The sequence below is a fragment of the Thermosporothrix sp. COM3 genome, from assembly GCF_059696735.1.
This window is the reverse complement of sequence record NZ_AP019376.1, coordinates 6,231,850-6,254,370: the sequence shown is the minus strand read 5'-3', so window position 1 is coordinate 6,254,370 and position 22,521 is coordinate 6,231,850. Positions and strand designations below refer to the sequence as shown.

At 52.3% G+C, this 22,521-nt stretch carries 15 protein-coding genes; 6 read left to right on the top strand and 9 right to left on the bottom strand.

Translation table 11 applies throughout. From position 1 onward, the window contains the following. Window positions 1–127: 127 nt before the first annotated feature. From dnaK to KTH_RS26875, 3 genes are all read right to left on the bottom strand, one after another. A complete protein-coding gene (gene dnaK, locus KTH_RS26885) occupies window positions 128–2,029 on the bottom strand; it encodes a molecular chaperone DnaK (RefSeq protein WP_497621973.1) in 1,902 nt (633 codons plus the stop codon). A gap of 79 nt (window positions 2,030–2,108) precedes the next feature. Further along, window positions 2,109–3,170 carry a heat-inducible transcriptional repressor HrcA gene (hrcA, locus tag KTH_RS26880; protein WP_111324296.1) on the bottom strand — a complete coding sequence of 354 codons (1,062 nt, stop codon included), beginning with the start codon at window positions 3,168–3,170 and terminating at the stop codon, window positions 2,109–2,111. Window positions 3,171–3,425: 255 nt separating this feature from the next. Next, the gene (locus KTH_RS26875; RefSeq protein WP_497621971.1) at window positions 3,426–6,464 is read right to left on the bottom strand and encodes a transglycosylase domain-containing protein; all 3,039 of its coding nucleotides are present in this window, start codon (window positions 6,462–6,464) and stop codon (window positions 3,426–3,428) included. A 720-nt stretch (window positions 6,465–7,184) separates the two neighbouring features. Here KTH_RS26875 and KTH_RS26870 point away from each other — a divergent pair. The 5 genes from KTH_RS26870 (at window position 7,185) to KTH_RS26850 (ending at window position 14,640) form a co-directional block, all read left to right on the top strand. Continuing rightward, window positions 7,185–8,807 (top strand): peptidase MA family metallohydrolase, encoded by a 1,623-nt coding sequence (locus KTH_RS26870; RefSeq protein ID WP_497621969.1) that lies wholly within the window; start codon window positions 7,185–7,187, stop codon window positions 8,805–8,807. 21 nt (window positions 8,808–8,828) lie between these two features. Further along, window positions 8,829–10,088: a DNA-processing protein DprA gene (dprA, locus tag KTH_RS26865; RefSeq protein ID WP_497621967.1), complete on the top strand. Its 1,260-nt coding sequence runs from the start codon at window positions 8,829–8,831 to the stop codon at window positions 10,086–10,088. Window positions 10,089–10,421: 333 nt separating this feature from the next. Next, entirely contained in the window at window positions 10,422–10,769 is a 348-nt protein-coding gene (locus tag KTH_RS26860) for a nucleoside triphosphate pyrophosphohydrolase (protein WP_111324299.1), read from the top strand. A 150-nt stretch (window positions 10,770–10,919) separates the two neighbouring features. Continuing rightward, window positions 10,920–13,520, top strand: coding sequence for an alanine racemase (gene alr / locus KTH_RS26855; RefSeq protein WP_497621966.1), 2,601 nt, complete (start codon window positions 10,920–10,922; stop codon window positions 13,518–13,520). 133 nt (window positions 13,521–13,653) lie between these two features. Continuing rightward, window positions 13,654–14,640: a diacylglycerol/lipid kinase family protein gene (locus KTH_RS26850; RefSeq protein ID WP_170142757.1), complete on the top strand. Its 987-nt coding sequence runs from the start codon at window positions 13,654–13,656 to the stop codon at window positions 14,638–14,640. A 17-nt stretch (window positions 14,641–14,657) separates the two neighbouring features. Here the strand turns inward: KTH_RS26850 and KTH_RS26845 are convergent, their stop codons facing one another. The 3 genes from KTH_RS26845 to KTH_RS26835 all read right to left on the bottom strand — a co-directional run bounded on the left by KTH_RS26845 (window position 14,658) and on the right by KTH_RS26835 (window position 18,283). Beyond that, entirely contained in the window at window positions 14,658–14,984 is a 327-nt protein-coding gene (locus KTH_RS26845) for a hypothetical protein (RefSeq protein ID WP_111324302.1), read from the bottom strand. Between the two features lie 131 nt (window positions 14,985–15,115). Further along, the gene (locus KTH_RS26840; protein WP_111324303.1) at window positions 15,116–16,627 is read right to left on the bottom strand and encodes an amino acid permease; all 1,512 of its coding nucleotides are present in this window, start codon (window positions 16,625–16,627) and stop codon (window positions 15,116–15,118) included. Between the two features lie 267 nt (window positions 16,628–16,894). Beyond that, window positions 16,895–18,283 (bottom strand): metalloregulator ArsR/SmtB family transcription factor, encoded by a 1,389-nt coding sequence (locus KTH_RS26835; protein ID WP_497621963.1) that lies wholly within the window; start codon window positions 18,281–18,283, stop codon window positions 16,895–16,897. A gap of 274 nt (window positions 18,284–18,557) precedes the next feature. Between KTH_RS26835 and KTH_RS26830 the strand changes: the two genes are divergently transcribed. After that, window positions 18,558–19,766, top strand: a complete 1,209-nt coding sequence (locus KTH_RS26830; protein ID WP_497621962.1) for a hypothetical protein — start codon at window positions 18,558–18,560, stop codon at window positions 19,764–19,766. Window positions 19,767–19,816: 50 nt separating this feature from the next. Here KTH_RS26830 and KTH_RS26825 read toward each other — a convergent pair whose 3' ends face one another. The 3 genes from KTH_RS26825 to KTH_RS26815 form a co-directional block, all read right to left on the bottom strand. Then, window positions 19,817–20,578, bottom strand: a complete 762-nt coding sequence (locus KTH_RS26825) for an SDR family oxidoreductase (protein WP_497621960.1) — start codon at window positions 20,576–20,578, stop codon at window positions 19,817–19,819. Beyond that, complete coding sequence (locus tag KTH_RS26820; RefSeq protein ID WP_497621958.1) at window positions 20,578–21,696, bottom strand: Gfo/Idh/MocA family protein; 1,119 nt, start codon at window positions 21,694–21,696, stop codon at window positions 20,578–20,580. The genes KTH_RS26825 and KTH_RS26820 overlap by 1 nt, the downstream gene beginning before the upstream one ends. A gap of 125 nt (window positions 21,697–21,821) precedes the next feature. After that, window positions 21,822–22,481, bottom strand: coding sequence for a response regulator (locus tag KTH_RS26815; RefSeq protein ID WP_111324308.1), 660 nt, complete (start codon window positions 22,479–22,481; stop codon window positions 21,822–21,824). Window positions 22,482–22,521: the final 40 nt, after the last annotated feature.

Sequence of the window (22,521 nt, the reverse complement as noted above, 5' to 3'; positions counted from 1 at the left end):
ATTTACCGAGTATACGCAATGGTGGTAATCCAAGCTTAAACATATTGTACTATATTGTTTCCCCAAGGGGCCACCGTGCACAGGAACAGCGAAGGGGACAGGAGTGCTGCCCCCTTCCTGCAAGAGATTACATCTCTTTATATTCGCCTTCAATGGTATCGTCGTTCGGGTTGCTGCCACCCTGCGACGGATCAGCGCTTGCTCCGGCTGCTGCACCGGCCTCAGCGCCCTGGCCATAGATGGTCTGACTGATCTTGAAGAACGCCTGCTCCAGAGCTTCGCGGGCCTCTTTGACGCGCTGAATATCGCTCCCTGAGAGGGCCGAGCGGACATCGGCAATCTTGGCCTCCAGCTCGCTCTTCTGGTCTGCTGAGAGCTTATCGCCCAGCTCAGACAGGCTCTTCTCGGAACGATACACCACTGCATCGGCGTTGTTGCGCTCCTCAACCTCGGCCTTGCGGCGGCGATCCTCTTCAGCGTGCGCCTCAGCCTCGCGGATCTTCTGCTCAATCTGCTCTTTCGAGAGACCGCTCGAAGGATGGATAGTCACTTTCTGCTCGCGTCCGGTGCCCTTATCGCGTGCCGACACATTCACGATACCATTGGCATCGATATCGAAGGTCACCTCGATCTGTGGCACACCGCGCGGGGCAGGTGGAATACCATCCAGGATGAAGCTACCAAGCGAATGGTTGTCAGCAGCGAACTCGCGCTCACCCTGCAAGATGTTGACCTGTACGCTTGGCTGATTATCGCTGGCGGTCGAGAAGATCTGGCTCTTTTGCGTCGGGATCGTGGTATTGCGCTCAATCAACTTGGTGAAGATACCGCCATAGGTCTCAATACCCAGAGAGAGCGGAGTGACGTCGAGCAGCAGCACGTCTTTCACATCGCCGGTCAAGACTGCGCCCTGAATGGCAGCACCGATTGCAACCACCTCATCCGGGTTCACACCACGGTGCGGCTCGCGATCAAAGATGCGACGTACGAGCGACTGCACGGCTGGCATGCGGGTCTGACCACCGACCAGCACCACCTCGTTGATGTCTCCAGGGCGAACGTCTGCATCAGACAGCGCGGAAAGCACCGGCTGGCGGGACTTCTCAACCAGGTCCTCGGTCAGCTGCTCAAGCTTGGAGCGGCTCAAGGTCATGGTCAGGTGCTTCGGGCCATTCGCGTCAGCCGTGATAAATGGCAGGTTGATTTCGGTCTGCATCGAGCTGGATAGCTCTTTCTTGGCTTTCTCAGCGGCCTCTTTCAAGCGCTGCAAGGCCATACGATCCTGACGTAGATCAATGCCATGCTCCTTACGGAACTCATCGGCCATCCAGTTGATGACGCGCTGATCAAAGTCATCACCACCCAGGTGGGTATCACCGTTGGTGCTCTTTACCTCAAAGACACCCTCGCCGAGTTCCAGAATGGAGATATCGAACGTACCACCACCCAGGTCATACACGGCGATGCGCTCGTCCTTTTTCTTATCCAGACCATAGGCCAGCGAAGCTGCTGTCGGCTCATTGATAATACGCAACACTTCGAGGCCAGCGATACGACCGGCGTCACGGGTTGCCTGACGCTGTGCATCGTTAAAGTAGGCCGGAACCGTAATCACCGCCTGAGTGACAGGCTCGCCCAGATAGGCTTCTGCGTCGGCCTTGAGCTTCTGCAAAATCATGGCCGAAACTTCAGGCGGGCTGTACTGTTTGCCCTGAATCTCAACCCAGGCATCGCCATTGCTGGCGCGTACAACCTTATAAGGAACGAGGCGCTTGTCGCGATCAACTTCAGGATCGTCATATTTGCGACCCATGAAACGCTTGATCGAGAAGATGGTATTCTCAGGATTGGTGATCGCCTGACGTTTCGCGACTTCACCAACGAGACGCTCACCATTTTTATTAATTGCTACAATTGAAGGAGTCGTTCGCGCACCCTCTGCGTTCGGAATAACAACGGGCTCGCCGCCTTCCATAACAGCAACACAGGAGTTTGTAGTCCCTAAGTCGATACCAATAACTTTTGGCACAGTTGCCTCCTAAAAATTCTCTATTTCTTCCAGTTCGGGTCTTTTTTATGTTTGTTCGCTTTTATCGGAAAAGCTACATTTATTCGTAGCCGTACAATTCGGATATGAGTTCAGTCATTACATTCGCCATATATCGCACAACAGCGATAGCGCGATCATATTGCATTCTGGTTGGACCGATTACACCAAGCAAACCGCCAACCTGTCCTTCTTTGCCATACCGCGCCACAACCAGGCTCACATCTTTCATCTCATCCCACTGGTTCTCGCCACCAATAATCACCTGAACCCCACCAGATGGAGTTGAATGGAGATGCGAGGCCAGAGCGGGTAAGAGCCGATTCTGCTCCAATACTTCCAGGACATGGCGAACGCGCTCATTACGCACCTGCTCGGGTCCAAGACGGCTGTACTCCGGTTGTTCCAGAATATTAATCAGTCCCTCGCGATAAAAGATATCGCCAAACAGATCACCATGCTGTTCCAGAATACGGGTAATGGTATCCGCAATCAATCGCTCAACCGGTGAAAAATCATGCTCGGTTAAGATCTTGTTGATTTCGACCGCGTTTTTGTCCTGGAACAGCTTGTTCAGCCGATTCGCCATGATACTCAGCTCTTCCTGCTGGATCGACTGATCCAACAGAAGCCGCTGCTGTTTCACTGTTCCATCTGTCAGAACCAGGACAACATGCGCCGAGAGGTCCGTCACCGCAAGCACTTCAAAGTGCTTGAGCCGCCCTTCAACCGCACGCGGTGGCGTCATAATCGCAGCATTATGCAACAGACGCGCCATCACCGAAGCCGTCAGGCGTACCCATTGGTCGAGTTGATCCTGCACCTGATAGAACTGATGACGAATAAGCCTTTGCTCTTCGAGAGACAGCGTGGACTCTCGCATTAAATGTTCCACAAAATAGCGATAGCCCAGATCGGTAGGAACCCTACCGGCAGAAGTATGCGGTTGATAGATCAGGTTTGCCTCTTCCAGACCAGCCAGCTCATGGCGGACCGTCGCAGAGCTAAACTTCAACCCATACTTGCGTACAAGAGTCTCGGACGCAACAGGGGTTGCGGTGTGTATGTATTCTTCAACCAATGCCCGCAAGATCTGCTGTTTGCGTGGACTCAACGGTGTCATGGGAACTGCCCTCGATACTGCTGGTGCATCACCCCCAACCTCGAAAAGGTACTTATAGGATGATACAATACTTGTCAACCAGGATTGCTAGCACTCTCACTTTGAGACTGCAAATAAAGCATAGCACTCTCCCTATCGTATTGTCAAGGGGAAAACACATGTAATATCTCTTTGTAGCAGGGATTGCAGGACTTAGACCATTGAAGGAGTGAGAAGAGGAGCAGGCATGTCCCCTGCTCCTCCCATTTTCAGAAACTATTGTTTTTTATCGAATGGAGGCCACGCCGGAAGAGATGGGATAGGAAATGTTGGCATGGTGGGCGGTGTTGTGGGTGATTGGTTTCCGTTGTTACCGGTATTCCCATTATTGCCACCATTTCCATTATTCCCGTTGTTCCCATTATTGCCCTTATTGTCCTTGCCCGGAAGCACCTTAGGCGGAACCACACCGGTTGTCTGCGGCTCGGTTCCCTTGATGACGTAATCGCAGTTCGTCTCACCTCCATTTCTGTTGAGGCCGTCAGAAGCCGCGAATTCGCAGGAGTTGACCACGTTTGCCGGTTTCTCGAAGACCGATGGCTGTGTGAGCCCTGCTTTTTTCGGATCAAATGGTTTGGACGGGCACTTGATCGAACCCTCACTGATCTCTTTACAGGGACGGCCAGACGCGTACTCCATCACGCTATGCCAGATAGGACCGGCTCCGGTGATACCGGTCGGCCCATTCTCCATAGGCTCGTTGTTGGCATTCCCCGCCCAGACACTGGTGACGATGTTTGGGGTATAGCCAACCGTCCAGTTATCCTTAAATTCATCCGTTGTTCCGGTTTTTGCCGCTACATCATGCGCACACCGTGGCAAGCCATACCATTCCTGGTTGCTGCACTCCTGATCCCAGTCCCAGAACGAGAGCGTGTGGGCATTCAGGAACTCGAATGCGCGGGCTTTCTCATCGGTCAATACCGAGGTCATCAGATAGGAGACCTCGGGCGAGAAGACGCGAGTCTTCTTCACTTTTGCCACATCATACTTGTAGAGCTGGTGCCCGTAGTTATCCCAGACCTCCAGAATACCCGTAGGCGGAATACGCTCGCCACCATTCGCAAGCGCTTGATACGCACCAGCCATCTGCAATGGGGAGGCGGTAAAGGCTCCTAAAGCCATTGTCAGGTTCTGGTCCTGCTTGCGCGGGTTCAAACCAAGCTGATTTGCGACCTTTGTAAAGTTGTCGACTCCAACATAGGCCAGCGACTTGACCGCCGGGACGTTAAAGGAGTTCGCGGTTGCAACACGAATGGTAGAATCTTTGGTGCCTCCACTTGCCGCACGCCCATTATAGGTATCGTTATAGTCCTTCGGGTGATACATGGACTGATCGTCGGGCGTTTTGGGAGCAGGCGTTCCGGCAGGCGCTCCATTCGGGAAAAAGGTTTCAAAGTCGGGCAGGACAACAGCCGGATACCACCCCATCATAAAGGTGGTGGAATAGATTAGCGGTTTCACAGTTGAACCAATCTGTCGCCCACCAGCCGCAGCAGCGTTATACTGACCGCCCGCGCGCTCATCCTGGCTGTAGTAGTCAGGGCTGCCATTCATTGCCAGGATTTCGCCCGTTTTCGCGTTCAGCACGACCACAGCCGCCGAATGCAGATTATAATAGTCGCTTGCTGTCACCGTGATGTTTTTGAGGGGCTGATAGTCCGGTTCATAGAGGTGACGCTTGACCGCGTTTTCGACAAATTCCTGCAACGAGAGATCAATGGTTGTACGAATATTAAAGCCTCCCGTCAGGAAGAGCCGATGCCCGAGCTGGACATCTCCATTGCCTAAGATCTGCTCCATCTGGCCCTGAATCCAGTCCACAAAATGAGGCGCCTTTTTGACCGCCTTATAAGGCGTAAAGGTCATTTTCTTCGTCAGTTCATGCGCCTTTTCCTTGAGCTCAGGCGTCACTACACCCAGACCATCAACAGTGACCTTTGTCTCAATCATGCGCTGCAACACCTGCTCCTGACGCTCTAGCGCCCGCTCTTTGTTCTTCTTGCTAACCGTCGGGTCAAAATAGACCGGGTTCTGCGGCAAACCGGCCAACAAAGAGGCACGGGCCAGACCTAACAGCGGATCCTTCTTGCCCTGCTCGTTATACTCAAGCCGGGAAATGGCAGGTGTGCATTTAAAAGTCTTCTCGTCGCAGACTGGCTGAAGATGGAAATAGTTCTGCGCCGCGCTTTCTACCCCGAGATTCTGTGCCCCATAACCAGCCACATTAAAATACATTTCAAGAATCTTCCACTTGGGGTATTTCTGGGTCAGGCTGATCGCGAGAACAGCTTCTGTCAGTTTACGATCATAGGATATCCTGTCATCGCCACTCAGGTTCTTGATTACCTGCTGTGTCAGGGTACTTCCGCCACCGCTGTTTTGCAGGAACGCACGCATAATACCGGTGGGATCAATGCCAGCATTTTCCCAGAAAGACGCATCCTCAATTGCTATTTGAGCATCCACCAATACTTTTGGTACATCATTATAAGAAACGGGAATGCGTCGACCTGTATTCGCGCTATCCTTATCGTAGACCTCGGCGATCAGATTATTATTCCGGTCATAAATGCGGGTATTCTGTTGAATATTTTTGTTCGCCAGGCCATCAATGCGCGATGATTGCTCCTGATAATACTGAAAACCAAGTACTCCACCAATAGAGACCCCGATTACCAGCACAACCATCAAGCCAAGCGCGGTCCAGCCAACAACTCGCGCCGCCTTCGGGTGCTTCTGGCTCCAACGAAGACGCCGCTTCTTCTGAATAGAATGACGTACAGCACGCGAGCGCTTCCACTGTGTGTGCTCCGGGCTTCCATTGCCATCAGATTGAGCGGGACGTATCGCCCTCATCTTGCCCGAGACTTGCCGCACAAAGTTCACGGCATTTGTCATCCAGCCGGGCTGTGACTGTTGCGGCACGGGCCTCACTGGCGGCTGAACGTTTCCGGGTGCCTGAGCATCCTGCAACGGCTGTGATGGCTGCACCCAACCGTTTGAAACGGGCTTTGAAGGTAGTCTCGGAGGTAAAGAGCCGGTTAACCTCTGTGAAGGCATTCCCTGAGCGCTCGCAGGTCTCGTTGGCTCCTGTGGAACCGGGGAATACGGGATTTCCGGTACAGCCTCTGCTGAAGATGGCTGTTGTGCCTGGTTCTGCTGTTGCTGGCGGTAGCTGCTCAGAAGCCCGGTTCGTGGCTTCTTGTCTGGCCCCTCTGGCTGAGTACCAGGCAAACTCAAGTTGTTACTCATAGCCTACCCTCATATTTTTGCTGTGAACACTTCATCCTGCTGGTTAGCTCGAACATGCTGCTCCTCATAATATATTGCTTTCGATCTTTCTTTAAAAACCGTTTTTCCATACTGTACATTCATTGCTGACTATGTATTCAGGAGAAGCTCAAAATCGACCCCCTCGCCACATTACCATATTCCAAAAACAGAGACAAAGAAAACGAGCTACCTTTTCTATACCCCTTCGTTTTACCGAACGGCTTAGTCTGAACGGGGTTAACATTCTTACCAATAAGGACTAGGCAAAGCGTAGGATAACCCCATCAGTCTGATACAAGAATACTATGAGTCGTTCTGTTTCCCGAATCCAACCGTGCTCCATAGCCGGAAAGGGCTAGGCATAGGTTGAGGTTTTCCGCACTATTTCATTATATTCTACCATGTTTTACATCTACACATTTTAACAATCGAAATATAACAATACTACTGCTATGTCTTCTTTCTTCCCTTAGCTCTCCCTTCTTTTTTTTACAAAAGGGAAGATAATCAGACAGAAAGGGTTCCCGCATGGGAAAGAAGAAACGTAGAGAGAATCCCTTTTCTTTTCGATACAACAGACGTCAGAGTTCTCTAAGACTTTTTGCTCATCTCTATACAATAATCTCAACCGTGGTGTACAATAAATGACATTCTCCCCGGACGAATCGTCAGGAACATTTCAAAAACCGAAGGGGGCGTATGAGCAAACGTCTGGCTATTGTATTCCGCCTGCACCGCATTGGCATATTACTATGCATTACTCTATTTTTCTTGACCGCAGCGCCTGCTTCTGTGCATGCTCAGCACACGGTAGCTCATTCTGTGACAGTCCTTGAGCAAACCCAGACCATCCATTATCCCGACAGTATTACATTTACCCTCAAGGTCAGGGCACCCGGAACCACATTTTCTACAGCCTGGATCTCCATCGATTCGGATACTTCCTCTTTTCAGGGTGTCGAGCAGGTGACACCCCGAACAAGCGGAGATACGACGGTTTTCACCCTGGATCAAAAATTGACCAAATATAATATGCCTTCGGTCGGAACCACTGTCGAATATCACTGGGAGCTAAAAGACTCGGCAAACAATAGCGAGAGGCTCCCTTCTCAGAAGTTCCTGGTCTTCGATAATCGTTTCCCCTGGCAAAGCAAACAAGAAGGCAATATTCAGATTAAATGGTACAATCAGCCCGACGAATTCGGGCACATTGCCCTCCAAAAAGCAAAGGAAGCAGAACAGCGCATCTGTCAATCACTGGGCACATCTCTGACAGAGGTTATCACTATCTGGATCTACGGAAATCGCGATGACTTTCAAAAATCGCTGCCGCCCAGAATTTCAGAGTGGGTCGGAGGCGTCACTTTCTGGGGCAGTCACGAGATCATGATGGAAGCTGAGGGCATAGGAGATCTCAACCTTGAAAGCACGCTCCCACATGAACTCACCCATGCGATTGAGATGAACATGCTACAGGAAAAGGTAAGAACGCCTTCCTGGTTCGATGAAGGGCTTGCCGTCTATCACGAACGCTTCCCCCGACCACAATATCAGGAAATCTTCGAGCAGGCAGTGAAAGAGAATAACCTGATACCTCTTGTTGAGCTTGATACCTTTCCTGAAGAGGAGCTGCAAGCCGAATTGGCCTATGCGCAAAGCTGGCAACTGGTGAGCTACCTCTATACAAAGTATGGAGCGGACAAGATACGCGCCTTCCTGAACGAGATGAGACCCGGGGACCTCTCCTTTGAAGAGGCGCTGAAAAAAACGTTCGGAGTTGATATCACACAGCTTGAAAATGAGTGGCATCTTTCACTCAACCTTCCGGCCACGCTGACACCAACACCTACGACGAAAGTAAAGGAGACTCCAACCGCAGAGATCACGCCAACTGTCCAGGTAACTCCACAGTCCACACCTGCATCAGAGGTTACGCCGGAAGAGCCACTGACACAGCCGAATATACTAATCATCACCGGTGGAAGCGCTATCGCTGTCGCAGCCTTCCTGGGCATCGTGTTCCTGCTTGCCAATCAGCACAGACTGAAGAAGAAGCGTGAGCGCGAGTGGTTTGAACAGCAGATGGCTTCTATCTTCACCACATGTGAGACTGCTGGTCCTGTCTGCCCCAAATGTGGCTATCAGAACCGCATCGGGGCAAAATTCTGCCGTCTGGATGGGGAGCCATTGTCCCAGAGTGGTGCGTCAGGCTTTACGCCTCGCCCGGATCTTCCTTACACGCACCCTGATCGCTATACGGTCCAGCATCCTCCGACTCAGGAGCAGCCGGACCCACATCTATCTTTACCGGATCAACATTAAAACGAAAAGGAGTTGTTCACTATGGGCCCTATGGAGCGGTTGACGATGGTAGTCGGGGAGGGAAAGGCCCGCTACTATCCATCTCAAGTCCTTTCGCTACAGGAGCTACAATACTGGATTGCATTCAGTCGCGTCAGAGGAATCGGCCCTGTGCGCTTCCGTAAGCTCCTGACCTACTTTCAGGACGATGTTGCCGCAGCCTGGAAAGCGGACCAGCGGGAACTACAAGCAGCGGGACTGGAACCAAAAACCGCTACTTCGTTTCTGCGACAACGCGGCAAGATCGAACCCGCCCAGGAGCTGGAGCGCCTGGACCGACGACGCATCCAGGTCATTACCTGGAAAGATCCAACCTATCCGCCACTGCTCCGCGAGATCGATTACGCGCCACCGGTTCTGCATGTGTGTGGCCATCTCACCGAGGATGATTACAACTACACGCTCGCAATTGTGGGCACACGCTCCATAACCACCTATGGCAGAGAGGTCACAGACTATTTTGCCTCTCAACTGGCAACCAAAATGACCATCATCAGTGGTCTGGCCCTCGGCGTCGATACAGTCGCCCATACAGCGGCTTTAGATGCCGGAGGCCGCACCATCGCGGTGCTTGCCTGTGGCCTCGACAACATCTATCCTCCCCAGAACTACGAGCTGGCCCGCCGCATCGTTGAATCAGGTCAGGGAGCGCTCATCAGCGCGTTTCCACTGGGTGTTCGCCCCGATTCTGGCAATTTCCCTGCTCGCAACCACCTGATTTCCGGACTTTCTCTCGGCGTACTCGTCACCGAAGCGCCCGAGAGCAGTGGGGCCCTGATTACCACTACCAGCGCCCTTAATCAAGGGCGTGAGGTCTTTGCTGTTCCGGGGAACATCACGTCACCAAGCAGCCGGGGCACGAACAAACTCATTCAAGACGGGGCATACCCGGCAACCTGCATTGAGGATATCATCCACAATCTGAACCTGCACAATGTCCCTCTGTTGGCTCCTGAACTGCCGTTGCCAGATACACCAAATTCCAGCAGTACGCCACAGCCCAAAAGTCCCACACCCGAACGCCCGGAATCTCCTGATTCCAGCCCTCAAAGTCCTATATCTCAGGCAGATACAGAAGAAGAACGTCTGCTTCTTGCCCTGCTCGGTCAGGAACCGATCCATATTGATGAGCTCACACGAGAAACAGACCTGACCGCAGCACAGGTCAGTGCGGCATTGACAGTTCTAGAAATAAAGGGCATCATAAGACAGATAGGCAGTATGCGTTATGTACTGAGTTGACATCTTCCCCACGCGTTTTTGCGGGGAATTCCTCCTCTCAAGGGAGGGCCTGCCCGACTCAGGCCAGGCCAACGACGCGAACCGAGGGCCTCGCTCCAGGCAGGCAACAGGTTTTTTACAGCAGTCCCGGGCATGGAGGGCAAGAATTCAAGGTACGCCTGAACGCTACTATTCAGGTTGGGAGGATTTCGAGAAGATGTCTACACGTAGAGCAACCCATCAACACAAAAGAGTCCATTCACGCTGCCAGAACAGACGCGCCAATCCTCCCCTGTGCTTTTTCAGCCCATAGGAAAGCTTCTGGCGCAAAGCGGATAAAAGGAAAGTGAAACGATGCAGAAAGAATACAATAAACTGGTTCGAGATCGGATTCCTGAGATGATCGAGGCAAACGGGGCAACCTGCCAGGTCACGGCTATGGATGAGGCCGAATACCAACAAACACTGCATACAAAACTGGTTGAAGAGGCGCTGGAAGTGGCAGCAGCCAAACAGCGCGGTGAGCTCATCAAAGAGCTTGCTGATCTGCAAGAAGTGGTCTCTGCACTGCAAGCCCTGTATCAGATCGACCCTGCTGAGGTCCAGGCAGTGCAGGAACAGCGACGCAATGAGCGGGGAGCCTTTGAACGTCGCTTGCGCCTTATCAGCGTCCAGATCCCCGATGAATCCTATACCAATTAGCGCAATAACACTCCTGAAAGGGCTACTTCTCATCAGTAGTAGCCTGTCAGGAGGTACAATAACAATGAAACAAACTCTACAAAAATATATTATGAAATCTGATAAAACTATGCTCTTCTCTCACAATGGCCAACATATGGAGGTCCTGCTTTGATCTATCTTTCACATCTTTTAGAAGCGACACGAGGCGTGCTACGCTCCGCAGGCAAACAGACTCAGTTTTCCTCCTTCAGCCACGATACCAGACAACTCCTGCCGGGTGAAATGTTTGTCGCAGTGCGCGGCGAGCGAGGTGATGGGCATGACTATCTTTCCGATGCCATCCATAAAGGAGCCGCAGGCCTGCTTATTGAGGCCAGAGTCTATAACCAGTTGCCACAGGAAACGTTGAAAGACCTGGAACAGGGCACTATCGTTGTTGTGGAAGATACCCGCGAGGCACTCCAACAGTATGCCAGTGCGATTCTGCAACGCTGGAAACCTGTTGTCATCGCGGTCGCCGGAGGTGTTGGCAAAACCAGCACCAAAGAGGCCATCGCAACCGTGCTCAGCAAAAGCTTTGCCACCTTCCGAAGCTGGCAGAACTACAACGATCTGCTTGGTATCCCGCTCTCTCTTGGCCGTCTGGAACCCCAGCATGAATACGCTGTTCTGGAACTGGGAAGCGATCATCCGGGAGAGCTCAGCACCCTCTGCGAACTTGTTCAGCCCGCCATCGGCGTTCTTACTAATAGTGCTCCTGTTCAGCTCCAATATTTTGAATCACCAGAGAGGCTGGCCGCCGAGTTTGGTGTGCTGCCTCAGAGCCTCGCACCTGCGCAGACATTCCTTCTCAATGAAGATGATACGGTCATCAGTGAGCTCGTAGCAGCTATACCTGTCGAGAAACGCCCTCGCTGTATTGGCTTTCGCGCCTCATCTATACAGCCACAGGTCTCGCGCGAGAGGCTCATCTTCTCCTTTCAAGACGACGAGACAGGCCAGAGCATCCGGCTGGAATCACGCCTGCCAGGCCCACATCATGTCGCAACAATGTTGATCGCCTGGAAAATCGGGCGTCTCTGTGGCATGAGCATCGAAGAGATTGAGGAGGGAATGCGTCAGGTCGCGCCAATGCCCGGACGCCTCTTCCCGCTCCCGGGGGTCTATCAGAGCCTGCTGCTTGATGACACCCATAACTCCTCACCGGCCTCCCTTCGAGCAGGCTTACACACACTCTCATGCCTGAGCGCCGCCGATGGTAAGCGCATTGCCGTGCTCGGCGATATGCTCTCTCTTGGCGATTGCGAGGAACGTTTTCACCGGGAGGCCGGAACCCTGGTCGCGACTGACCCTGCTTACCAGGTCGACTATCTGATTACCTGTGGCGAGCGGGCTGCCTTGATTGCTGAAGCGGCTCGACAGGCAGGCCTCAGTTCAGAGCAAACCTTTATGACCTCAACACAAAGCGATGCCGCCAGTATTGTCAAATTCCTGCTCGAATCCACACCGGGAGAGCACACTATCCTCATCAAGGGGTCCGAGGCGACCCGCATGGAGAAGGTAACAGAGCTTCTGATGCGGCATCCTGAGCAGGCTCCTGAGCTTCTGGTCAGACAAACTCCGGGCTGGAAGCAGATCGTGATCCTGCAAAATGAACGGCCGACCTGGGTTGAAATCGATTTAAGCGCGATCGGGAATAATACGCGGAAGATCAAAGAGATGGTCGGCCCCGAGGTGCGCGTGTTGATCAGCCTGAAGGCCGATGCCTATGGACATGGAGCCTTGAAAGTGGCGCGCACCGTGCTCCACAATGGGGCCAGTATGCTTGGAGTGGCTACACTGAGTGAGGCGATCACGCTGCGCGAGGCTGGCATTGATGCGCCTATCCTGATTTTTGGCTATGTGCCAAACTGGCAGATGCGTGAGGCCGTTCGGCAAGAAGTCACTTTTACCCTCTATACACGCGAAGCCGCACAGGCGCTTTCTCGGGCCGCTCAAGCCCTGCGAAAAACGGCCCGCGTTCATGTCAAGGTTGATACTGGCATGGGGCGGCTTGGGATTCGCAGCGAGCAACAAAGCGAGATCATTGAGCTCATCGAGCTGATTCGTTCGCTGCCCGGGCTTGAGCTTGAGGGACTCTACACACATTTCGCCAGCGCCGATGCTGAGGATAAGACCCATGCCTATATGCAGCTTTCGCGCTTCCAGCACATTTTAACAACGCTCGACGAGCGGCAGCTACGCCCACCAATCGTTCACGCTTCTAACAGTGCCGCAACCTTGAGCATGCCCGAAGCTCGTTTTGATATGGTACGTCCGGGCATCGCCATTTACGGTCTGGATCCTTCACCCGAAGTGCCTCTGCCACCCGGTTTCCGGCCTGCGCTCTCGTTTAAGACACAGGTTGCACAGGTCAAAATGATCCCGGCAGGCGAAGGGATCAGCTACGGCTGTACCTACATCACTACCAGGCCAACCCGCGTTGCGGTGCTTCCCGTCGGGTACGCCGATGGCTTCCGTCGCTCACCACAGAACTGGGGTACCGTCCTGATTCACGGTCAGGAAGCGCCTATTCTAGGACGCGTCTGTATGGATCAGTGCATTATCGATGTCACCCATATTCCACAAACACGGGTCGGTGATGAAGTGGTTCTAATTGGCAAGCAGGGGAACGCCTCTCTGACCGCCGAGAAGGTCGCTCAGCGGCTTGGCACCATTAATTATGAAGTGGTCGCTGAAATTCTGGCTCGTGTGCCACGGGTCGGCTAGAAGCAGCTTTGCTCTGCCTCCCTCAACCGTTTCCGCTGCTCAAGCGTATCTCTAAACAGGATAGAGAAAAACAGCACCGTACACGCTTCCTGGATTGTTTCTGATACAGAAAGGGATGAATGGGAACGTTAGAATGCAGCATAGCACACTCAAAAATCCAGAGGCAGAGCATCAAGCCCAAACCCGGGCTATTCTGATAGCAAACCCCACTTCCGGGAGCTATCTCTTACATGCGCAACAGATTAAAGAAACAGTCACCTTTTTGCGTGAACATGGATGGCAGACCGAATTAAAGCTCACTCAGCGAGCGGGAGATGCACGCCGTTTCGCACGTGAGGCCGTTGAACAAGACATAGGTGTTGTTGTTGCTACCGGCGGCGATGGCACAATTAATGAGGTTATTCAGGAACTGGCGGGAAGTGAAACAGCGTTAGGCGTACTCCCAAGCGGCACGGTCAACGTCTGGGCCCGCGAGATGAATATTCCTCTTGATAATTACGGGGCCCGTAACGTCCTGTTGAATGGACAAATCAAACGGGTCGATCTGGGCAAGCTGAATGATAGTGCCTATTTTCTCCTGATGGGTGGAGTGGGCATGGATGGAGATATCACACATGCCGTGGAGAGAAAACCAGCCAAGCGCCTTGGTATCCTGGGTTACGCGCTGGTTGGGGCATGGCTTGGTCTGGGCTATCAGCCATTTCGCACCTATCTTCAGGTTGATAAGCACAAAATTAAAGTCAATGCCTTACAGGTGATTGTTGGTAACACACAGCTCTATGGAGGCGCTATTAAATACACCTGGGAGGCCAAATGCGATGATGGCATTCTCGATGTTTGCATTGTCCATCAACGCAACATTGTCGAGCGGCTGCTGGTTGTTCTTGATTTTCTGTTAAGGCGCAAGCGACGGCATCAGTGGGTACGCTACGAAAAATGTAAGGAACTCACGATTGTCACACAGCGCAGGATTGGGATTCAACTGGACGGCGATCCGTTCGGCTACACCAATGAAGGTCTGCCCGCAACCCGTTTCTCCATTGCACCGCGGGCGCTCAAAGTGATTGTCCCTCAAAATGCTCCAGCCAACCTGTTCACCGAAGAAATTGAAGAAGCGTGAGAGGGGGCCTTCCCCCTCTATCTTCTGGTATCATTAAACACTGCATTTATCATAAAGACAGTTATCGCGAGAATGCCAAACGCGATCAATCCACTCACACCGCTGAGAGTATCCAGAAAAATCGTTCCCAGAGCCAGCAACAAAACCAGTGAGGCAAGTGCCAGCACCAGACGTTGTCCGGCAGAAGGACGATCTTTCCTATTCAGGGTAGTACGCTCATCCAGAAGCTGTACCACGCGGTGCGCAAGCTTTTCCGCCATTTCCTCATCAGAATGGCGCGCCTGATCTTCCTGTGAGCGAGCTAAGCTTACACGCTGTTGTTCCCGAGGATCAAGGTGTTGCATAGAAACTTCTTCTCCTGTTGCAAGGCATCAGTTTCGTCGTCCGCCTTATTATATCAAGCAGCTATGAAAAAAAGGCATAGAAAAAGACGACGGAGAATCACTTCCCCGCCGTCCGACAGCATGGAGACCGACTACTTCTCGCTAACTGCGACGTGTTTTAGCCCACCTTCTTCTGAACCTTCTTTTGCCAAACGACTATGTTGCTGTCCGTAGACAAAGTAGAGGACAACGCCAATCGCCAGCCAGACAAGGAAGCGCACCCATGTAAGGAGAGGCAAACCAAGCATCAGATAGAAACAGATCAACACAGCCAGAATCGGGATCCAGGGCACCAGAGGCGTTCGGAACGCACGACGCAGGTTAGGGCGTGTTCGCCGCAACACAATCACCCCGATCGACACCAGAATAAACGCAGTCAGGGTGCCGATATTGGTCATTTCTTCCAGCGCCGACACCGGCGTAAAGGCCGCTGTGAAAGCCACCACAATGCCGACAATGATGTTAATACGATAGGGTGTCTTGAAACGCGGATGTACCTGTGAGAACCAGCGTGGCAACAGGTTATCCCGGCTCATTGCAAAGAACACACGGCTCTGTCCAAGCATCAGGATCATGATCACAGCCGTCATGCCGCAAATAGCACCAATCGATACCAGGACTGCCGCCCACGACTGCCCAATAGCCGAAAAGGCAAGCGCCATCGCCGCGGTATTCTCACTGGTCGCCAGTTGGGTATAGGGCACGATTCCGGTCATCACAAGCGATACCGCGATATACAGCACGGTGCAGAGCGCCAGAGACCCAAAAATCCCGATAGGCATATTCTTCTGAGGGTTACGCGTTTCTTCCGCCGTGGTTGCAACGATATCGAAGCCGATGTACGCGAAAAAGACCAGCGAAGCACCAGACACAACACCGGGCCAACCATATTCCATCGGACGCGATCCGAGCATTTGCAGCACAGTTGTATCCCAGAACGGCTTTGTTATTGCCGCCGGGATCGCGGGTGGGATAAAGGGAACCCAGTTTGCAGGCTTGACAAAAAAGATTCCCAGACCGATGAAGAAGAGAACCACCACCACTTTAATACAGGTAATGACCAGATTCACAATTGAGCTGGTACGAATGCCCACAGTAACCACCGCGGTGAGCAGCAGAGCAATCAGGGCGGCTGGAAGATTCATTACGGCCCCGGGTCCGCCTGCTATCACCGCTGGCAGGTGAATCCCCAGACCTTTCAACAGCTCTCCGAAATAGCTGGACCAGCCTACAGAGACAACTGATGCACCTACCATGAATTCAAGAATCAGGTCCCAACCGATCACCCAGGCAATAAATTCTCCTAAGGTCGCATAGGAAAAGGTATAGGCGCTCCCGGATACCGGCACCGAACTGGCAAACTCAGCATAACAGAGGGCTGCCAGACCACAGGCAAGGCCAGCCAGCAAGAAGGAGATAACAATAGCGGGGCCAGCATAATCAGCGGCAGCTTTTCCTGTCGTCACAAAAATGCCGGTCCCGATTGTGACTCCTACTCCAAATACGATGAGATCAAGAGGGCCAAGCGCTTTTCTTAGCTGATGTTCAGGCTCCTCTGTATCTCTGATGGATTGCTCAATTGATTTTGTACGAAAAATCTTCATACGTTTTCCTGCTTCCCCTCCATCAGTAGAATCTATACGTATTAATATAATACACTACACGGATATAACTTTTCCAGTATTATGGAGATCACTATGTAAATAACCCAACACTACTAAATATAAATACAGCAATATATATAAACACATCTGTAACAAATGACAAACAATCTCTACTTTACCTGTGCACTATCAGGAAACAAGCAGAGACTGCACGGCATTGTACAGCCTCTTCGGCAGGAAAGTGGAAGGATTCTGGAGAAAAGCTGTTTAGAAGGAGAGCGCCCGAACAAAGTTGAGCAGAACTTCTTTTTGCTGAACCATTAATTGGAGTACAGATGTGGCGGGAGTGGCATCAAGCAGATGTAAGTCAAGCGCCTTGCCATGTTGTTGAAGTGCCTCTTGATATCGTTGAGCCTGCTTTAAAGAGTAGCGTGGATCAGTGCGCCTCTGAAAGAGAAGCAGGGGGGCCATTACCTCTGCCACATAAGAGATAGGAGAGTAGCGTTTATAAGCAGCACTCTTTTCCGCAGGCGTTCCCTCGAAGATAGCTGTAACAAAGGTGCGGTCCTCATCCTCCTCATAATTGAGCAGCCAATCAGTCACCGCCTCTCCCGCGATGCCCGCAGCCCAAAACTCGGGCTGCATCCCGAGGGCAAGCAATACCAGCGAAGCATTATAGCGCCAGCCCGTCAGCACCACAGCATGCTCAGCAGCGATTCCCTGTTCGATCAGCCAACCGCGCACGAGCTCCAGATCAGCCAGTTCATGCTGTCCGGGATGTCCTTCAATCCGCTCCTGAAGCGTCAGCGGAGCAGCCACAGGCGGCGTTCCCGAACTATGGATTTTCACATAGGGAGCAGCCTGATGAGGCAGAGCAAGCACCAATGGCACATTGATAACACAATAGGCGAAGCCGTGGTCAAGCCACATCCCGGCCAGCGGAGAAAGCCAATCCTCAAGAGCAACCTCAGGGCCTTCATGGATCTCCAGAATCGTCGGGAAAGGCCCCTTCCCCTCTGGCACACCAACCCACCCATGTAGCAGCACGCGATCGCGAGCCCGCAGTGAGATCTGTTTCCACTGCTTCCCGGTAGGAAGACGCCAGTATAAACCCAGTTCACGCTGTAATAAGTGGGCCTGCGAGCTAATCATCTCACGCCGCAAATAGGCGGTATCAGGATGATGAGCCTTCAAGATTTCATTAACCTGCGCCTCTGTATAGAGTCTTCCTTCCTCAAAAAACTCCGTCAGCCATCTTAAGATCACCATGCGTTTCTTGACGCTCGAGGGAATCTCTTTAATACGAGAGTCTTCCAGAAAATCGCGCAAGACCTTTCGCTCCCATGCATTGCCCTCAATGTCAGTCACCAGTGAAGCCATGCGCTCAGGCGTCAGCAGAAGCTTGTTTGTTTGACGCAGCGTCTCCACATTAAGCCAGTAATAATGGATATTCCCTTCGCTCCGCATCCCGACCAAATCGAGCTCTTTCAAGCGTGCCAGATGGTGTGAGACAGTGGGAGCACGCAGATGGAGCAAGGCCGCAAGCTCCTCAACGCTTCGTTCTCCATTTGCCAGAATCCCCAGTAATTTCAACCGAGTTTCGTCTGCCATTGCTTTAAAAAACTGAAGAAGCGCCTGAAATTCCTCTTGCGGCATGATTAATACTCCATTATAGTATACGTGGAAAGTTTCTTTCTGATACCTGACAGGTACTATGTAGACTGAAGTCTAATTAGAAGTATATCGAAAAAGAGGTTTTTCTGTCAAGCTGAACCCACAACAAATCGATCAGGGAGAATCTGGTTAGCGTCATTAGCGCGAATATCCTATTCTCGTTTGGAATAACCACCGGGCATGATAGGATACTATCTATATTGAAAAACCCGAAGACACCCGAAAAAATGAAAGCATTTTGAGGAACACCCTGAAAATGGAGAAAATCATCTACTATACCCGCCTTTTTCTACCACAAATTCTCTGTATTGGCATTTGTAGTTTGCTGTTTTATGGATACAGCCTGTTCTGGGCATCCATTGTTCAGACCTATCAGCTTTCGACCAAATGGGCGCTCAGCGGTTGGCTCCTTCTTATCGCGATCTATCTAATACTTGGCTGGTTTTATAGTAAGTTTTATGCCCATCACATTATTCGCCCTCTGTATCCTCATGATGCCTTCAAACAACGAAGAACAGCGTATATTGGAGGAATGCCCTTCTACGTGCTCCTTGTCCTCTGTCTGGCAGCGTTTGTTGAAGCCGCATTTCTGGAAACGCTACGGCACATTCTGGCAGGGGCTTTCATCGGCGCTCTCATCTTTGGCGGAGCTGCCGCCTTTTATATTGCAACAATGCGCGTTCACCTGGTGCCCTCCCGCTCCGATAATATCTATCGCCTCTTCCGTTCTGAGCGTGAAACCTCTCTCAACGGCATTACACCATATCCATATATGCAAACCCACATTGATATGCAACCGGAAAACATGCCAATGCTTCCGCCATCAAGCGTAGAAGAGCCAGAAACGCAGATCTCTGAGATGCCCCGGGAAGCGTTTGAGTCTGCTGACTCCGGTGTATTTTCTCTCGATATCGAGCAAGCAGGAAGTGCCAGCGCACAGCAGCACGAAGAGATGCCCCAGGAAGCGTTCGAGGATACCAGCTTAGATGTAGTTCCTACCTCTCCTCAAACCATCAGTCAGGTAGAGCAGGAGGCGTTCGAGCCCACCAGCACTGCTACACACTCCTTCTTCGATCAGCCTCCTGAGGACAAAGCAGACGACGAGCATGAAAGTGAGGTAGTTCCTCAAGAGGCTTTCCCTCCCCTTGAACCAGCGCAACTCTCTGAGACCACCACAACAGAAGAAGCAACGCACGAGGTAGTTCCTCAAGAGGCTTTCCCTCCCCTTGAACCAGCGCAACTCTCTGAGACCACCACAACAGAAGAAGCAACGCACGAGGTAGTTCCTCAAGAGGCTTTCCCTCCCCTTGAACCAGCGCAACTCTCTGAGACCACCACAACAGAAGAATCAGCGCACGAGGAGGCTCCTCAGGAAGAGTTCCCGCCCTTTGGGCTTGATGAAGACGAGCAGGAAGAAGATACCGCCAAACATGTTGCGGTGCCCTCTCCTCACAAAGACCGGTAATCGAGCAGGCTCCGTTCTCCCGAAGGAGAGAGAACGGAGCCTCTTTTCATTTAACCAGCAAGCATCTGTTCCAGCGAGCCACCAATTACCAGCACATGCCCTGATGGTAGTGTTTTATTGCATGCGGCTTCTGCGATCATCTGCCCCATCTCTTCAGCGGTAGGCAGATCACCAGCAGCCTGTTTACGCTGCATAGCAAGGCCGGGGGCTGAACGTTCCAGCAGCTTCGGCGTGATGGTATCCTGAATCAAATCGCCTGTCACAATGAGCAGACGAATTCCGCTGGCATTCAGTTCATCCTGACGTGCCAGTAGCGCCTGTTCACCGGCATATTTTGAGGCTGCCACCGGTTCATATGCCGGGATCTGAGGTACTCGACCATAGAGATGCGCCCAGTGACTGGTGACAAAAACGATGGTGCTTCCCTGCGGCATCAGTGGCAGCGCCTGCTCAAGCAAGGCAACCTGAGCATCTCTATTTATTACCATCGGATAATCTGGATTTGCTGCTACAAGATCACGTTCCAGACCGCCAGAAGCGTTCAGTACCAGAAGGTGCAGCACCCCAAATTCCTCGCGGATCGTCGCAAACAGCCGCTCACGATCAGCCGCGTTCGTGATATCACAACCCACAGCGCAGGCCCTCACCCCATAGCTTTGAGCCTCCTGCACGACCGCTTCGGCCCGGGCCGCTTTATTTCGGTAGATAATCACGACAGAATAACCTGCCTTCGCAAGCGCTAATGTAGTTGATGCACCGATTCCGCGCGAACCACCGGTAATCAAAGCCACTTTTCGCAGTGAACCATCCATTACAACTCTTGTCCCTTCTCAGTTTCTATGCCAAGCGCAACTTCACGTCCCTGCAAGGCGGAAGCGTAGCAGGCATCTATGATACGGGTGCGTTTTAACCCTTCCGAGCCATTATAGAGGGACCAGTTGCCACTGGCAATTGTTTCCACAAAGCTCCGTACCACAGCCAGGTGATACTCACCACGCTGCACCGCAGGTTTCACCTCTGCTGGCACGCCCGCGACGTCTGTATAGATGCGCAAGGTATCCTGATATGCATGATTTCGGACCCGGATCTCCGCGCCGCCTTCAGTTCCATAGAGGATCACGCCAAAGTCATCTTCAGCACTGCTGTGGGTTGCCCAACTGCTTTCAAGCAGGAGTGTCGCCCCATTTGAGAGGCGTAAGAACGCGCTCGCCAGATCCTCAACCTCATAGGCATGCCCTGCCCCTGACTTGAACGCCCGAGCATCAAACCCTAGCCCGCGATGACCGAGCTCGCTATACGTCGATGCGCTAACTGTCAATACGTCTGGCTCATTTAACAAGAAGAGCGATAAATCCAGCACATGCACCCCCAGATCAATCAGGGGACCGCCTCCGGCTTTCTCTTTGCTCACAAACCAGGAACCTGCACCGGGAATACCTCTGCGCCGCATCCAGAACGCCTTTGCATAGTAGATCTTGCCAAGTTTACCTTCATCAATATAGCGCTTCAATACGGCAATATCACCGCGTTCACGATGGTTGAACACCACCTGCAAGACACGATTGGCCTGTGTCGCCGCCCTGACCATCGCTTCTGCTTCCTCTGTGTTTCGAGCCAATGGCTTCTCACAGAGCACGTGCAGCCCACGTTCCAGTGCGGCAATCGCAACGGGAGCATGTAAGAAGTTGGGGACCGCCACGCTCACCGCATCAAGGTCAGGATGTTCCAGCAATTCGCTATAATCTCGATAGAGATGGGGAATCTCAAAACTCTTCCCGAGCTGCGCCAGACGGTCTTCTTCCTGCCCGGCAAGCGCAATAACCTCTACATCAGGCAACGTCTTGTATGCCCGGAGAGCGCTTTCACCACCAAAACCAAGCCCGATCACGCCCACGCGAAGCGGGCTCCTCTGCAATTCTTTTTCCATCATTGTTCTAACCCTGAACGGCCTTCCTGTGCCGCTCATTCCCTCCATAATACCGATATAATTACCGAACGACTTCCTCCCCCATTATAGAAGGAAACGATGGGTTTCTACAAATAGCAGGCCTTTTCTCACGCGTTGGTACGCCGCACCAGCCCCTGTTGCCACGCATAGACGGCAGCCTGTGTACGATCAACCATATGCAGCTTGCCCAGAATATTACTGACATGCCCTTTCACGGTCTTCTCACTGATGACCAGCTTTTCGGCAATGGCAGCATTCGAGAGGCCATCAGCAATCAGACGCAACACCTCAAGCTCACGATCGCTGAGTTCAACAAACAGGTTCGGTGTATCCCGACGCACGCCCCGAATCTCCTGCACAACCCGTGCTGCGACTCTGGGATGCAGCACAGATTCACCACGGGCCGCTTTGCGAATAGTATCAGCCAGTTCCTCCGGGCTGACATCTTTCAGAACATAGGAAAGCGCTCCTGCACGCAAAGCAGGGAAAATATATTCATCATCATAGTAGGAGGTCAAGACAATAATCTGAGAGTGCGGGCTGACCTGCTTCACCTTCCGGGTTGCCTCAACACCACCTATTCCAGACATAACCAGATCCATCAATACAATGTCGGGAGCCAGTTCACCGGCCATATGTACAGACTCCTCCCCCGTCCCGGCCTCGCCAACCACAAGCAAATCTGGCTGGATCTCAAGAAAACCGCGTACACCCTGCCGCACAATCGCATGATCATCAACGATTAAAACTGTTATTTTCTCATTCATAGCATTCGTTTCCTCGCAGGCACAACTCGGCAGAACAACC